Annotated in this window: 13 protein-coding genes; 6 read left to right on the forward strand and 7 right to left on the reverse strand. The window is 71.4% G+C overall.

Translation table 11 applies throughout. The annotated features are described in order from the left end of the window. Positions 1-14 precede the first annotated feature (14 nt). The 6 genes from AS25_RS11755 to hemE form a co-directional block, all read right to left on the reverse strand. Positions 15-986: a uroporphyrinogen-III synthase gene (locus AS25_RS11755; protein ID WP_084118190.1), complete on the reverse strand. Its 972-nt coding sequence runs from the start codon at positions 984-986 to the stop codon at positions 15-17. Then, positions 983-1,927 carry a hydroxymethylbilane synthase gene (hemC, locus tag AS25_RS11760; RefSeq protein ID WP_035965320.1) on the reverse strand — a complete coding sequence of 315 codons (945 nt, stop codon included), beginning with the start codon at positions 1,925-1,927 and terminating at the stop codon, positions 983-985. Before hemC ends, AS25_RS11755 begins: the two co-directional genes overlap by 4 nt. After that, positions 1,924-3,129 carry a ferrochelatase gene (locus tag AS25_RS11765; RefSeq protein WP_035965321.1) on the reverse strand — a complete coding sequence of 402 codons (1,206 nt, stop codon included), beginning with the start codon at positions 3,127-3,129 and terminating at the stop codon, positions 1,924-1,926. The genes hemC and AS25_RS11765 overlap by 4 nt, the downstream gene beginning before the upstream one ends. A gap of 1 nt (position 3,130) precedes the next feature. After that, positions 3,131-3,847 carry a hydrogen peroxide-dependent heme synthase gene (hemQ, locus tag AS25_RS11770; protein WP_035965322.1) on the reverse strand — a complete coding sequence of 239 codons (717 nt, stop codon included), beginning with the start codon at positions 3,845-3,847 and terminating at the stop codon, positions 3,131-3,133. 118 nt (positions 3,848-3,965) lie between these two features. Next, positions 3,966-5,453, reverse strand: coding sequence for a protoporphyrinogen oxidase (gene hemG / locus AS25_RS11775; protein WP_035965323.1), 1,488 nt, complete (start codon positions 5,451-5,453; stop codon positions 3,966-3,968). Beyond that, positions 5,450-6,619: a uroporphyrinogen decarboxylase gene (hemE, locus tag AS25_RS11780; protein WP_035965325.1), complete on the reverse strand. Its 1,170-nt coding sequence runs from the start codon at positions 6,617-6,619 to the stop codon at positions 5,450-5,452. The genes hemG and hemE overlap by 4 nt, the downstream gene beginning before the upstream one ends. 134 nt (positions 6,620-6,753) lie before the next feature. Between hemE and AS25_RS11785 the strand changes: the two genes are divergently transcribed. The 5 genes from AS25_RS11785 to AS25_RS11805 all read left to right on the forward strand — a co-directional run bounded on the left by AS25_RS11785 (position 6,754) and on the right by AS25_RS11805 (position 11,950). Further along, positions 6,754-8,070 (forward strand): glutamyl-tRNA reductase, encoded by a 1,317-nt coding sequence (locus AS25_RS11785; RefSeq protein ID WP_035965326.1) that lies wholly within the window; start codon positions 6,754-6,756, stop codon positions 8,068-8,070. 39 nt (positions 8,071-8,109) lie between these two features. After that, entirely contained in the window at positions 8,110-8,790 is a 681-nt protein-coding gene (locus AS25_RS15465; protein WP_035965328.1) for a TetR/AcrR family transcriptional regulator, read from the forward strand. A 90-nt stretch (positions 8,791-8,880) separates the two neighbouring features. After that, positions 8,881-9,114 carry a DUF3107 domain-containing protein gene (locus AS25_RS11795; RefSeq protein WP_035965329.1) on the forward strand — a complete coding sequence of 78 codons (234 nt, stop codon included), beginning with the start codon at positions 8,881-8,883 and terminating at the stop codon, positions 9,112-9,114. Between the two features lie 301 nt (positions 9,115-9,415). Then, entirely contained in the window at positions 9,416-11,074 is a 1,659-nt protein-coding gene (locus AS25_RS11800; protein ID WP_035965330.1) for a DEAD/DEAH box helicase, read from the forward strand. After that, complete coding sequence (locus AS25_RS11805) at positions 11,075-11,950, forward strand: DNA-methyltransferase (RefSeq protein ID WP_035965331.1); 876 nt, start codon at positions 11,075-11,077, stop codon at positions 11,948-11,950. It abuts the gene before it with no gap. Between the two features lie 71 nt (positions 11,951-12,021). Here the strand turns inward: AS25_RS11805 and AS25_RS11810 are convergent, their stop codons facing one another. After that, positions 12,022-12,873 carry a PHP domain-containing protein gene (locus AS25_RS11810; protein WP_035965333.1) on the reverse strand — a complete coding sequence of 284 codons (852 nt, stop codon included), beginning with the start codon at positions 12,871-12,873 and terminating at the stop codon, positions 12,022-12,024. Between the two features lie 195 nt (positions 12,874-13,068). Between AS25_RS11810 and AS25_RS11815 the strand changes: the two genes are divergently transcribed. After that, positions 13,069-14,676 (forward strand): aminopeptidase P family protein, encoded by a 1,608-nt coding sequence (locus AS25_RS11815; protein WP_035965456.1) that lies wholly within the window; start codon positions 13,069-13,071, stop codon positions 14,674-14,676. Positions 14,677-14,814: the final 138 nt, after the last annotated feature.

The raw sequence follows: 14,814 nt of genomic DNA on the forward strand, positions 1-14,814 counted from the left end.
TTCACATCTCCTGATCATCGAAATCTTTGAGTCGTCGCGGGGCGGGTCGTCGCGGGCGTCGTCGTTGCGGGCTCGGCGTGATCGTCCCGCTCCGGCGCCGAAGTGTGCGGCTCACCCAGCGCCCGCGACACGGCGTCGGCCAGGGCCGCTGGGGTCGGTTGCGCGGAGGTCATCGGGTCGACTCCGCGGGCCCGCAGCGCGCGGGCGGTCGGTTCCCCGATCGCGATCCACGCCGTGGCGGCCGCGGGGGTTATGCCCTCCAGCAGGGCGTCCGCGCGCGACGGCGCCGTGACCACCACCGCGGCCAGCTCACCGGACGCGCACGCGGCCCGAGCGGCGTCGGCGCCCCATTCCTCGGGGGCTTCCGGTGTGGTTGCGGTCCCGGCACCGGGGGCGCGCAACGGGCGGTCCGCCGGGGCCGGGACGGTGTCGTACGCGGTGATCCGCACGACGTCGTACCCCCGCTCCCGCAGTCCGCTCACGAGGGCGTCGGACGCGAGCGCCGAGACCGGTACGAGGGCCCGCACCGGCGCCCCGGATGCACCCGGGTGCTCCTCGGGCCACTCGGCGAGCATGCCCGCCGCGCTCGAGACGCGCGCGGGGACGAAATCCACGCCCACACCATACTCCCCCAGCGCGCGGACGGTCGCCTCGCCCACCGCGGCGACCCGCAGCGCGGGCTCACCGGCCTCGGTGCGGTGACGAGCGGAGGGCCGCCGAGCGGCGTCGAGCGCGGCACCCCACTGCGGGGTGGGGGCGACCGCGGCGAGCGCCGCCACCGTGGTCGCGGACGTCACGCACAACCACGTGGGACCGCTCGGGCCGGTGGCCTCGGCCAGCAGCTCCCGCAGTGATTCCACGTCCGACGGCAACTGGGCCTCGAGCAGGGGCGAGGCGCACGGCTCGTACCCGCGCTCCCGCAGCAGCACCGCTAGGGCGCTCGCGGAAGCGGGGTCGCGGGTGATGAGCACGCGCGCCGCGGTCACAGGCTCAACCGTGCCAACCGGTCCGCGCCGTGGGCCAACAGGTCATCCGCGACCCGCTGACCGAGAGCCCGCGCGGCCTCGACCGAGGGTTCCCGCGCGGACTCCGTGCGGCGCATGACATCGGAGCCGTCCGGATTCGCCACGACGACGTCCAGTTCGAGATCACCGTCCACGAGGCGTGCGAAGGTTCCCACAGGTGCGGCGCAGCCCGCCTCGAGGCGAGCCAGCACCGAGCGCTCCGCGGTGACCGCGAGCCGCGTGGGCAGGTGGTCCACCGCGGCCAGACCGGTCGCGAGACCCGAGTCCGCCGCGAGTTCCGCCGAGACCTCGAGCGCGAGCGCACCCTGGCCCGGGGCCGGCAGCATCCGGTGCGGATCCAGGTACTCGGTGATCCGCCCCTCGAGGCTCAGGCGCTTGAGGCCCGACGCCGCGAGCACCACGGCGTCGAGGTCCCCCGGGTCCCCGGGAGCCACGCGGTTGAGCCGCGTGCCCACGTTGCCGCGGATGTCCACGATGCGCAGGTCGGGGCGCAGGGCGCGCAACTGCGCGACGCGCCGCGGCGAGCCTGTGCCCACGGCCGCGCCCTCCGGCAGTTCGTCGAGGGTCAGACCGTCACGGGCGCACAGGGCGTCCCGCGGGTCCTCACGCTGCGGCAGCGCGGCAATGGTGAGCCCCGTGACCGCCGCGGTGGGCAGGTCCTTGAGGGAGTGCACGGCCAGGTCCACGGCGCCGTCGAGCACCTTGGACCGCAACGCCGTGGCGAAGACCCCTGTACCGCCCAACTGGGACAGCGGCCCGGTGAGCACGTCGCCCTCGGTGCGCACGGTGACCAGTTCGTAGTCGAGTCCGCCCGCGCTGGCCACGGCCTCGGCGGCCCAGCGGCTCTGCGTCATGGCCAGCTGCGAACCGCGGGTACCCACGGTGAAATCGGCACCGCTCATCGGTAGGTCACGTCCCCGGACTCGTCCAGGCCCACGGGGATGGACTCCCCCACGGGTCGCTGGGCGATCGTGGGACGGGGTGCGTCCTGACCGCGCAGAATCTTGACGCAACAGTCGGGGGCGCACGTGTCGAACCACGTGCCCTGGGCGCAGGCGGATACCCGCGGGGGCGCGGTGGGCGTGCCCAGCCGCTGCTCCACGAGGTCCGCGAGCGCGGCCACGAACTCGGGATCGGTGCCGGCGGTGGGGATGCGCTCGAACTCCAGGCCGGCCTCGGCCGCGGCGTCACGGGCCTCGGTGTCGAGGTCCCAGAGCACCTCCATGTGGTCCGAGACGAAGCCCAGGGGCACCACGGCCACGCCGGTGACGCCCTTACCAGGCAGCTCCTGGATGACGTCGCAGATGTCCGGTTCGAGCCACGGGACCTGCGGGGGCCCGGAGCGGGACTGGTACACGAGCTCCCACTCCACCCCGTTCATGGGCTCGCCCACCTGCTCCACGATCCAGCGCGCGGCCGCGAGGTGCTGCGCCACGTAGGCGGAGTCCCCCTCGAAGTCCATGCGCTCGGGACCCGCGGCATGCGCGTCCGTCATGGGCACCGAGTGGGTCGTGAACAGCACGCGGAGCGCACCGTCCGTGCGCTGCCGCAGAGCCTCCAGTGACTCACGCAGCTTGGTGGCGTAGGGGCGCAGGAAACCCTCGGAGTCGTAGTACTGCCGGATCTTCTCCACGTGCAGCTCGTCCTGCAGCCCCGTCTCCTCCAGGCCCACGCCGTAGTCCTCCCGGTACTGGCGGCAGCTGGAGTACCCGGAGTACGCGCTCGTGGCGAGCACCAGCAGGTCCCGGTACCCTCGCTCGTGGCTCTCGCGCAGAACGTCCGCCACGTACGGGTCCCAGTTGCGGTTGGCGAGCAGCACGGGCAGCTCCACACCACGACGCCGCAGCTCGGCCTCGAGCGCATCGCGCAGCGCCCGGTTCTGGGCGTTGATGGGGCTCACGCCGCCGTTCGCACGGTAGTGGGTGGCCACCTCCTCGAGCCGCTCGTCCGGGATGCCGCGGCCGCGCGTGACGTTGCGCAGGAACGGGATCACGTCCTCCTGACCCTCCGGCCCGCCGAAGGAGGAGAGGATCAGGGCGTCGAAGCTGTGCGGCGCGTTGGCGCGCTCGGCACTCAGGGCATTGGTCTCTCGGGTGTCAGTCATCTCAGTCAAGCACCTCGGCAATCTCGTGGGTGGTGATCCGGCGCCCCGTGTAGAACGGGGTCTCCTCACGCACGTGCAGGCGTGCCTCGGTGTTGCGGAAGTGGCGCATGATGTCCACCAGGTCCACGAGCTCCGGGGCCTCCAGGGCCAGCAGCCACTCGAAGTCGTTGAGCCCGAAGCACGCGATGGTGTTGGCGAGCACCTGCGGGTACTCGCGGGCCTTCATGCCGTGGTTCTTGAGCATCTCCCCGCGGCGCTGCGGGTTCATGTAGTACCACTCGTAGGAGCGCACGAACGGGTAGACGCACACCCACGCGCCAGCCTCCGCACCGCGCGCGAACGCGGGCGAATGGTTGGACGTGAACTCCGCCTCGCGGTGCACGCCCATGGCGTTCCAGGACTGCCGGGTGCCCGCGAGCAGCGGCTGACGGCGCAGTTGCCGGATCGCGGCCTGCAGGGCGTCCGGTTCCTTGCCCGTGAGCCACAGCATCAGATCGGCGCTCTCGCGCATCCCGGAGACGTCGTACACACCGCGCACGGTCACGCCCCGACCCTCGAGGTCCTTCACGAGCTCGTCGAACGCGCTGCGGTTGGCCTGCGAGTCCGCGTCCCGCGGGCGCTCACCCGTCCGCTCGAACACCGTGTAACCGGCCCAGTACAGCGTGTCCCCGCCGCCCTGTGCCGCGTCCTGGCGTGCCTCGGTTGCGTGCTCACTCATCGTGTGTGCTCCCTTTCGACTTCTCGTTCTGTTCACGTCCGGTGGTTCTCGTCCCGCGCAGAACTGCCCGGGCTGCGCGGACGACGTCGCACGGCTCGGTCCCGCGCGCGGCGGTCCCTCAGTTCGGGGTCACGTCGAACCCGTGGTGCTTGAGCAGGGTCCTGACCTGGTGGCGGGTGTCCGCGACGACCGCCGCGAGTCCCGTACCGGACAGCCACGCCCCCACGGCCGCGGCGTCCGGGACGTCCTTGAGCGCCCGGCGGAACCCCGTGACGCGGGCGCTGTGACCCGCGTCCGTGCGCGGCAGGGCGGTGTGCCACCGCACGACGTCCGCGCCCACGAGCTGTTCCGGCTCGATCGGTACGCCCAGCAGTGTGCTCGCGTCCCCGAGGGCGAGCGAGATGAGGTGCTTGTCCTCGAGCGTGACCTCCGGGGAGGGGCCCGATCCACGCGGGGTGGCCCGGCCGTAGGATAACCGCACCACGTGGCGGTGCTCCCCGGCCTCGCGGGCCACCCACTTCCACTTGGCCGTGGCGTGGGTCAGGGCCTTGGCGCGCACCTCGCGCACGTCGTCGCTCACGAGCAGACCGGTCCCGCGGGGTGCACTGTCCAGGGCGGGGCAGTCCAGCACGAGGGTGGCCAGCGCGATCCGGGGCCCCGAGCGCGGCGTGAAGTTCTGGACGTCGCTGACCTGCGTGCCGAGCAAGCGCACCGTGGTGGGTCCGTCCGTGGCCATCACGAGCAGTTCTCCGCGGGCCACGGCCGTCTTGTCCCCGTTCACGGGTTGGCGCTGGATCACCATCCACCCGGGCCTGCGGGGGTCACGGTCCAGGGCGATGACGTCGTAGCGGGTCACGAGCTTGACGCCCAACCGCTCCGCGTCCCGCACGAGCCGTTCGCTGAGCAGGTTCATCCCGCCGTCGAGACCGGCCACGTTCGCACCCGCGGGGCTCGCCGTGCGCAGTGCACCCGCGGCCGCGCCCAGGCTGCCGAGTTCGCGCAAGCGGGCGCGCAGACCGGGGGCCACGGCGTCGACGTCGAGTTCGTCCGGGTGGGTCGAGTAGACCCCGGAGACGAACGGGGTGACCAACCGGTCCAGCACGCGCTGACCCATGCGGGCGCGTACGAGGCCGCCGATGGAACGCTCCCCCGCGCCCACGCGGGCCGGCAGCGCCCTGTCCATGCGCGCACGGGCCACGCCGGCCCGGCCGAGGGGTTTGCGCAGCTCCGGTGCGGTGGGGTCCGCGGGGATCCCGAGCACCCCGGACTTGGGGGCGGGCACCGCACCCTCGGGCAGTTGCAACCAAGAGCCCGCGGGGTTGGGAGTGACCACGCGATCGGAGAGCCCGAGTTCCTCGAGCAGATCGGGCACGGCCTCCGAGCGCGTGGCGAAGGATTCCGCACCGGAGTCCAGGACGAGCCCCGCCACCTCGTGGGCACCCACGGCGCCGCCGAAGTGGTCCGAGGCCTCGACCAGCGTCACGCGCAGACCGGCGCGCGCGAGGTCACGGGCGGCCGTCAACCCGGCGACGCCGCCGCCCACCACGAGGGCCGTGCGAGGACGCCGTGGCGCGGTGCGCCGCTGGGCACCGGGGGAAGTTGTCACCGAGTCTCCTTGTGGATGAAGGTCACCAGTTCGCTCAGCACGTCCGGGTCCGTCTCCGGCGGCACACCGTGGCCCAGGTTGACCACGTGACCGGGGGCGCTGCGGCCGCGGCGCAGGACGTCGAGGGCGTGCTCGTGCAGCACCTCCCGCGGGGCGGCGAGCAGCGCGGGATCGATGTTGCCCTGCACCACGGTACGCCCACCCAGACGCTGCGATGCGACGTCCAGCGGGACGCGGTAGTCCACACCCACGGCGTCCGCTCCCGCGTCCCGCATGGCGGCCAGCAGCTCGCCCGTGCCCGTGCCGAAGTGGATCCGCGGGACACCCAGGTCCGCCACGGCGGCGAGCGCGTCCGCGGAGTGGCGCTGGACGTGCGCCTCGTAGTCCGCGAGCGAGAGCGAGCCCGCCCACGAATCGAACAACTGCACGGCCGAGGCCCCGGCTTCCACCTGGGCGCGCAGGAACGCCCCGGAGGTGCGCGCGGCCCATTCGGCCAGGGCGGTCCAGGACGCCGGATCCGCGTGCATCATGGTGCGCGGGCGCAAGTGGTCGCGCGAGGGCCCGCCCTCCACGGCGTAGGCGGCGATCGTGAACGGCGCGCCCGCGAAACCGATCAGCGGGGTGTCACCGAGCTCGGCGACCGTGCGGGCCACGGCCTCGCGGATCGGGTCCAGCGCCGAGTCCGGCAGCTCGGGCAGCGCGGCGACGTCCGCGGCGGTGCGCACCGGGTGCTCGAGCACCGGGCCACGCCCGGCCACGATGTCCACGGCCACCGAGGCGAGCTTCATGGGCACCACGATGTCGGAGAAGAAGATGGCCGCGTCCACGCCGTGGCGGCGCACCGGCTGCAGGGTGATCTCCGCGGCGAGGTCCGGGGTCAGGCACGCCTCGAGCATCCCCGTGCCCTCCCGGGCGGCGCGGTACTCGGGCAGCGAGCGACCCGCCTGACGCATGAACCACACGGGTGTGTGCGCGGCGGGCAGTCCCCGCAGTGTCCTGATCAGCGGGGAGTCGGCCACCCCCGCCGAGCGCAGCGGGTGCTCGGTGGGAAGCGCTGCGATGCGCTGCTCCCATGCGTGATCGCCGCCGGGCTCCGTGGCCGCGGCGGGATCGTGGGGGGACTCGGCGCGGCGGGATTCTACGGTGCGATCATTCTGGGAAGCCATAATGGCCCCATTGTGCCAAAGGAGTCCGCGGGTTTTGGTGACGTAGTGTCCGCCGGGAACGCAATCTCTGCGCCGGGCGCGCCCAGTGGTTATGCTGAGCGAGCCAGGATGAATTCGTCTAGGATGGCCGGATTGTGGTTCTTTTCTGTCTTGTCGCATCGCACCGTTCCGTCGACCTCAACACCGTCGCACGGTTGAGCACGGGGGCTCTCGGGGTGGCCGAGGAGGCCGTGTCCCAGGGTGCGCTCTCGGGGGCCATCACGCTGTCCACGTGCAACCGGCTCGAGCTCTACGGTGAGCTCCCCGAGGACGAGACCCACGACGTCGCCCTGGCCCAGCAGCAGCTCGCCGAACGCGTGGCCGAGCGCGCGGGGCTGGACGAACGCTTCGTCCTGGAGACCATGGACACCTACCACGGCACCGAGGTCCCGCAACACCTGTTCACCGTGGTCTCCGGTCTGGAGTCCGCCGTGGTGGGCGAGCGCGAGATCACCGGACAGGTCCGCCGCGCCCTGAACCAGGCCCGCCAGTCCGGCACCGCCTCGGGACACCTCGTGCAGTTGTTCGAGGCAGCCGCCCGCACCGCGCGCGAGGTCGGTGCCCGCACCGGCCTCGGTGAGCGGGGCCGCTCCATCGTGTCCGTGGCCCTGGACCTCGCCGACGACATCACCCGCGGCAGCTGGCCCGACCGGCACGCCCTGATCTTCGGCACCGGCGCGTACGCCGGCGCCACCATGGCCGCTCTGCGCGACCGCGGCTGCGCGGACATCGAGGTCTACTCCGGTTCCGGACGCGCCCAGCAGTTCACGGACCAGCGCGGCGGCTCCCCCGTCACGGAGGTCGAGCTGCCGGCGGCACTGCGCCGCGCGGACGTCGTGATCGGCTGTTCGGGCGGCTCCGCCCCCATGCCGGCGTCCGCGTTCCCGAGCGGACCGCGCACCGTGATCGACCTCGCGCTCGCGCGGGACTTCGACCCCGCCGTCGCGGACCTGCCGGACGTGGAGCTGATCACCCTTGAATCGGTGCGCGTGGCCGCACCCGAGGAGACCCGCGAGTCCGTGAGCGCGGCGCGCGAGATCGTGGACGAGGCCGCCCAGGGCTTCGCGGCGGCGCAGAACGCCCGCACCATGGACCAGGCCATCGTGGCGCTGCGCAAGCACACCATGGCCGTGCTGGACGCCGAACTTGAAAAGGTCCGCGCCCACCACGGCTGCACCGGCGCGGAGGAACAGATCGAGATGGCCATGCGCCGCATGGTCCGCTCACTGCTGCACATCCCCACCGTCCGTGCCCGTCAGCTCGCCGCCGAGGGCCGCGCGGACGAATACATCTCCGGATTGGAAGCGCTGTTCGGTCTGGAGGTCGCGCCACCGCAGACCCTCCCCGCCGATCAGGATCCCCCCGCTGAACGATCCCCCTCAGACACCCCGCGTCCCCGCGCGGCCGGTTGATGCCACGGCGGGCGAGGGCCCGTCACAGAGGAGGACCCCATGAACGCTCCCGATCCACGCGACGCGCCCGCGCCCACCGGCCATACGCGGGCCCCTCGGATGACCAGGGACCAGCGGCGGGAGCAGCTGTTGAGCACGGCACTGCGGGTGTTCTCCGAGGGCGGCTACCACTCGACCTCCATGGACGAGATCGCCGCCGCGGCGGGGGTCTCCAAACCGGTGCTCTACCAGCACTTCCCGGGCAAGCGGGACCTGTTCCTGGCGCTCGTGCAGTTCACGCTCTCGGAACTGTCCGAGAAGCTCGAGCGGTCCCTGGCCAACGCCGAGACCAACAAGGCGCGCGTGCAGAACGTGATCGACACCCACTTCGAGTTCGTCAACAGTCAGCCGGAGGCCCACCGGCTCGTGTTCAGCGCGGACCTCATGTCCTTCCCCGAGGTCGCGGCGCAACTGGACGAGTTCTACCAGGGGATCGCCGTGGCCGTGGCCGCGGTGCTCGGACCCAGGGCGGGCATGCCCCCGGCCCAGGCCACCATGCTGTCCCGGGGCCTCGTGCACCTGGTCCAGACCTCCGCGGTGTTCTGGACCCGCCACCCGGAAGCGGGCACGCGCGAGGAGGTCCAGGACCGGATCTTCCGTTTAGCCTGGGGCGGAATCAGGACGCTCGACGAGGAGCGCCGCGAACCTGCTCCTAAACTGATCGGCAACGACCGAGGCTGACGCGCCCGCCCCTCACCGGGGTGCGCGGCACCTGGAAGACATGGTCCGGCCCGTGATCACCGTGGGCCGGTGACGCCGCAGGAGGTACTCATGGAAATCAAGATCGGGATTCAGAACGTGGCCCGCGAGCTCGTGGTCAACGCCGACCTCTCCGCGGACGAGGTGCAGACCAAGGTCACGGAGGCACTGAGCTCCGGCGCACCGCTTGTGCTGCAGGACACCAAGGGTTCCACCACCGTGGTCCCCTCCGCGAGCATCGGCTACGTGGAGACCGGCCAGGAGACCAAGCGCAAGGTGGGTTTCACCCCGCTGCCCCTCGGCTGAGTCACCCTCGTCGTGAGGCCCCCGGACCCCCGTGTCCGGGGGCCTCACCGTTTTGCGGGTACACTGGAGGTGTTTATCAGGATGACCGGTCGTCCCATGAGACCGTCACGTTCACTTGTCACCCGCTTCGGTACCGCGCCCGGAAGGTCCCGCGCCTTCCGCTGAGCGCCCGGGCGGGGTGCGTTTCACGATCGGCTTCCTCTCACAGCGCGGCGGCCCCCGCTTCGCGCCGCTCCGTCCTCCGGGACGGCCCGGCCGACGATCCGGTGTGGTGCCCCGCGCCGACCCGTGAAGGACATTCGTGACTGACATCACCGCAACACCCGAGCAGGACATCATCGAGCCGGACGAGGCCGGGACCCAGGCGGTCGAGACCGCCGAACCCGTGACCGAGTCCTCGTTCGCGGACTTCGGCGTCCGCCAGGACATCGTGGACGCGCTCGCCGAGCACGGCATCACCTCCCCGTTCCCCATCCAGGCCATGACGCTGCCCATCGCGCTGTCCGGCCAGGACATCATCGGCCAGGCCAAGACCGGTACCGGCAAGACCCTCGGTTTCGGCATCCCCGCACTGCAGCGCGCCGTGGGCCGTGACGACGACGGCTGGGCCCAGTTGAAGAAGCCCGGCGCCCCCCAGGCGCTGATCGTGGTCCCCACGCGAGAGCTCGCGGTCCAGGTGGGCAGCGACCTCGCGATCGCCGCCAAGACCCGCAACGCCCGCGTGGCCACGATCTACGGTGGCCGCCCCTACGAGTCCCAGATCGCCGAGCTCGAGAAGGGCGTGGAGGTCGTCGTGGGCACCCCCGGGCGCCTGATCGACCTCAACCGGCAGCACTTCCTGGACCTGAGCCACGTGCGCATGGTCGTGCTGGACGAGGCGGACGAGATGCTGGACCTGGGCTTCCTCCCGGACGTGGAGAAGCTGCTGGCCACGGTTCCCCAGGTGCGCCAGACCATGCTGTTCTCCGCGACCATGCCCGGCCCCGTGGTCGCCATGGCCCGGCGGTACATGTCCCGGCCCATGCACATCCGTGCGGCCGCCCCGGACGAGGGCAGCACCAAGAAGGACATCCGTCAGGTCATCTACCGCGCCCACCATCTGGACAAGGACGAGGTCGTCGCGCGCATCCTGCAGGCCGAGGGCCGCGGACGCACGATCATCTTCACGCGCACCAAGCGCGCGGCCGCCAAGCTCGCGGACGAGCTCATCCACCGCGGTTTCGCCGCCGCTCCCCTGCACGGTGACCTGGGCCAGGGCGCCCGCGAGCAGGCGCTGCGCGCGTTCCGCCACGGCAAGGTGGACGTGCTCGTGGCCACGGACGTCGCCGCGCGAGGCATCGACGTCGAGGACGTCACCCACGTGATCAACTTCCAGTGCCCCGAGGACGAGAAGACCTACCTGCACCGCACCGGGCGCACCGGGCGCGCGGGCAACAAGGGCACGGCCATCACGTTCGTGGACTGGGACGACGTCCCCCGCTGGCGCCTGATCGACAAGGCGCTGGAGCTGGGCGTGCCCGAGCCCGTGGAGACCTACTCGTCCTCCGATCACCTCTACACGGATCTGAACATCCCGCGCGGCGTCAAGGGCAAGCTGCCCAAGTCGCAGCGCACGCTCGAGGGCCTCGACGCCGAGGAGCTCGAGGACCTCGGTGACGGCAAGCCGCACCACTCCGAGAAGCGTTCGGGCCGCGGCGGTCGCGGTGGTTCCGGTGGCCGCAACGGCTCCGGCGCACGACGCCGCTCGGGCGGTTCCGACTCCCGCGACGGCTCCGCGGGGCGCTCCGACTCGCAGAACCAGCGGCCCCGTTCCGAGAAGGGTGAGCGCTCCCGGGAGACGTCCGTGGAGAACACGGGTGAGGGCACCAAGCGGCGCCGGCAGCGTCGTCGTTCCTCGGGCCAGAACAAAGCCGCCCAGGGCGGCCAGCAGGCGCAGCAGTCCTCCGCAGCGGGAGAGTAGATGGCGCAGTGGGAGCCCTTCGCGTTCGATGCGGAGGGCACCAGCGCGATCGTGCATGGTGAGAACCTCACCGTCCTGGAGGGCCTCCCGGACGAGGCGTTCTCCCTGGTGTACCTGGACCCCCCGTTCAACACGGGCAGGGACCAGGTGCGCCGCACCACGCGCTCCGTTCCCGTGGCCGCGGGCGAGGGCGACCGCGTGGGCTTCGCGGGGCGTTCCTACGAGACGATCATGGGCTCGTTGCTGCGCTACGAGGACTCGTTCGCGGACTACCTGGGCTTCCTCCTGGAACCCCGGCTCATGCATGCCCGGCGCGTGCTGGCCACGCACGGGACGCTGTACGTGCACCTGGACTACCGCGAGGTGCACTACGTCAAGGTGCTGCTCGACGCGCTGTTCGGCCGCCGGTGCTTCCTCAACGAGATCATCTGGGCCTACGACTTCGGCGGGCGCACCGCCAAACGGTGGCCGGCCAAGCACGACACGATCCTGGTCTACGTCAAGGATCCGGCCGCCTACCACTTCAACTCCGCGGACGTGGACCGGGAGCCGTACATGGCCCCGGGGCTCGTGGGTCCCGTCAAAGCCGCGCGCGGCAAGCTTCCCACGGACGTGTGGTGGCACACGATCGTCTCCCCCACCGGCAAGGAGAAGACCGGTTATCCCACGCAGAAACCCGCCGGGGTGCTGCGCCGGATCGTCACGGCGTCCTCGCGTCCCGGGGACTGGGTGCTGGACTTCTTCGCAGGCTCGGGAACCACGGGCGCGGTCAGCGAGCAACTGGGCCGGAAGTTCGTGTGCGTGGACTCCAACCCCGAGGCCGTGGACGTCATGCGTCGGCGCCTGCCGGATACGGCGGTGTTCAGCGCGTCCTGATCCGGTTCACGAGCCGCTGCATCCCGACTGTTCTTCGACACGTCGTCAGGACCGCGCCGTGCGCCCCGGCCTCACGGCCAGCGGACCTCCACCCCGGAGGTGGCCTGTTCGCAAATCCTCGTGAGCGAACGCACGGACGTGGAGTTCTCCCCCAACCGATTGGGCTTGCCCGCGCCGTGGTAGTCGCTGGATCCCGTGACGATGAGATCGTGGTCCGCGGCGAGCTTCATGAGCACCGCGCGGGACTCGTCCGGGTTGTCCCGGTGGGCGACTTCCACGCCGGCCAGACCGGCGTCGATCATCGCGTTGAAATCAGCCGGGGTGGCCACGCGACCGCGCAACGGGGCCATGGGGTGCGCGCACACCGGGACCCCGCCCGCCGCGCGCACTAGTTTGATGGCCTGCACCGGGTCCAGGGCCATGTGCCGCACGTAGTACTTGGAGCGGCCGGAGAGCATGTCCGAGAACGCGGCAGAGCGGTTTGGGACGACGCCCAGCTCCACCAGGGCGTCCGCGATGTGAGGGCGGCCCACCGTGGCCTCGGGACTCACGTGGGCCATGACGTCGTCCCAGCTGATCGGGTAGTCCTGCGCGAGAAGATCCACCATCTTGTGCGCGCGGGAGAGCCGGCTGCGCCGGGATTCCTCGATCGCGTCCAGCAGTGGCTCGTAGTCGGGGTCGTGCAGATAGCTGAGCATGTGCACCGAGATACCGTCCGCGGTGGTGCACGTGATCTCCATGCCGGGTACGAACGCGACCCCCAGGGACACCGCGGTGTCCCCCGCCTCCTGCCACCCCGCGGTGGTGTCGTGATCGGTGAGCGCGAAGACGTTGAGCCCGGCCCGGTGTGCCGCGCGGGCCACGTCCGCCGGGGACTCCGTGCCGTCCGACGCGTTGGAGTGGGTGTGCAGGTCGATTCTCATCACCTCCACGATACCCGCGGGCCACGGCGGGTCAGCCCGCGATGCGTGCCGACCGGACGTGACCGAGCCCCCGCCGATCGCTCGGCCCTCGCTGCCCCGGGCCAGGGTTGACCGGCGTGGCACCATGGACGAGAACGTTCCGCCAGCATCGCGACCCGCGCGGGAGCCCGCGCCCCGAAGGAGATGACCGCGTCCATGAGCCAAGGCTCAGCACACCCCACCGCTTCCCATCACGCGAGCGAGGACGCCGCGCAGCCCATGGACGAGCGGGTGGACAACCGCTCGCAGCGCCCCGACAACGCCGAGTTCCGCGAGTTCATGGCCTCGGGTTGGGCCGCTCCGGAGCACACGACCGCGCCGCGTGCCGAGGTCGCGGAGTTCGCCGCCCAGCGCCGTGCCCGGCTCTCCCGAATGTTCCCCGGCGAGCGCCTCGTGATCCCCGCGGGCGCCCCCAAGGTGCGCTCGAACGACACCGACTACCGCTTCCGTCCGCACTCCGCGTTCGCGCACCTCACGGGCATGGGCGTGGATCACGAGCCCGAGGCCGTGCTGGTCATGGAACCCACCGAGCAGGGTCAGGGGGACGACGGCAGCGACCACACCTCCACCCTGTACTTCCACCCCATGGCCGGGCGGGACTCCGCGGAGTTCTACGCGGATGCCAAGAACGGTGAGTTCTGGGTGGGTCCTCGCCCCACGCTGGCGCAACTGCGTGACGAGTTCGCGCTGCCCACCGAGGACCTCTCCGCCCTGGAGACCGCGGTCACCAAGGACGCCGGCAACACCGCCCTGGGTGGTCTCAGCATTCGTTTGGTGCGGGACGTGGACCTGAACATGGACGCGCTCGTGGACACCTCCCGGATCAACACGGGCGTGGACCTCGAGCAGTCGGACACCAAGGACGCGACCCTGGCCGAGGCCCTGAGCGAGCTGCGGCTCATCAAGGACGAGTACGAGATCGGGCAGTTGCGCGAGGCCGTGGCGGCCACGATCCGCGGTTTCGAGGACATCGTCTCCGTGCTGCCGCGCGCGATCGGCGGTGAACGCGGCGAGCGCGTCGTCGAGGGCGCGTTCTTCTCCCGCGCCCGCCTCGAGGGCAACGACCTCGGCTACGACACCATCGCGGCGTCCGGGAACAACGCGACCGTGCTGCACTGGATCCGCAACAACGGCTCGGTCAAGCCGGGCGAGCTGATCCTCGTGGACGCGGGTGTGGAGGCCGAGTCGCTCTACACCGCGGACCTCACCCGCACCCTGCCCGTGACCGGCAGCTACACGGACGTGCAGCGCCGGATCTACCAGGCCGTGCTCGACGCCGCGGACGCCGCGTTCGACGTCGCCGTTCCCGGTAACAAGTTCCGGGACCTCCACGCCGCGGCCATGAAGGTGCTCGCCCAGCGGCTTGAGGAATGGGGGCTGTTGCCGGTGTCCGCGGAGGTCTCCCTGTCCGAGGCCGGTCAGCACCACCGCCGCTGGATGCCGCACGGCACGAGCCACCACCTGGGACTGGACGTGCACGACTGCGCCCAGGCCAAGCGTGAGCTCTACCTGGACGCTGTGATCGAGCCGGGGATGGTGTTCACGATTGAGCCCGGGTTGTACTTCAAGGACGAGGACCTCGCGATCCCCGAGGAGTACCGGGGCATCGGTGTGCGCATCGAGGACGACGTGCTGATCACCGAGCAGGGCAACGAGAACCTCTCCGAGGCCCTGCCCCGCAACCCCGACGACGTGGAGTCGTGGATCCAGGGCATCTGGAACCGGGACGAGAACGTGGGCCCCAGCGCGGGCCCCGCGGCCTGACCCCCGGAACACGTAGAGAGCGATCCCCGGGCCGGCATGTCGGGACCCGGGGATCGCTCTCTGTGCGTGACGCCGCCAAACTCTCGGTCACTCCGGCGCCACATTCGGGCCCCTTTTCTGGCCTCAGGGTGCCCACCA

The organism is Kocuria marina, assembly GCF_000786655.1.
Taxonomy (GTDB): domain Bacteria; phylum Actinomycetota; class Actinomycetes; order Actinomycetales; family Micrococcaceae; genus Kocuria; species Kocuria marina_A.

Bases quoted from the DNA above. Each gene is read 5' to 3' on its own strand.
- AS25_RS11810 (WP_035965333.1), bottom strand. From the start codon at position 12,873: ATGAGAATCGACCTGCACACCCACTCCAACGCGTCGGACGGCACGGAG.
- hemC (WP_035965320.1), bottom strand. From the start codon at position 1,927: ATGAGCGGTGCCGATTTCACCGTGGGTACCCGCGGTTCGCAGCTGGCC.
- hemE (WP_035965325.1), bottom strand. From the start codon at position 6,619: ATGGCTTCCCAGAATGATCGCACCGTAGAATCCCGCCGCGCCGAGTCC.
- AS25_RS11795 (WP_035965329.1), top strand. From the start codon at position 8,881: ATGGAAATCAAGATCGGGATTCAGAACGTGGCCCGCGAGCTCGTGGTC.
- hemQ (WP_035965322.1), bottom strand. From the start codon at position 3,847: ATGAGTGAGCACGCAACCGAGGCACGCCAGGACGCGGCACAGGGCGGC.
- AS25_RS11805 (WP_035965331.1), top strand. From the start codon at position 11,075: ATGGCGCAGTGGGAGCCCTTCGCGTTCGATGCGGAGGGCACCAGCGCG.
- AS25_RS11815 (WP_035965456.1), top strand. From the start codon at position 13,069: ATGAGCCAAGGCTCAGCACACCCCACCGCTTCCCATCACGCGAGCGAG.
- AS25_RS15465 (WP_035965328.1), top strand. From the start codon at position 8,110: ATGAACGCTCCCGATCCACGCGACGCGCCCGCGCCCACCGGCCATACG.
- AS25_RS11765 (WP_035965321.1), bottom strand. From the start codon at position 3,129: ATGACTGACACCCGAGAGACCAATGCCCTGAGTGCCGAGCGCGCCAAC.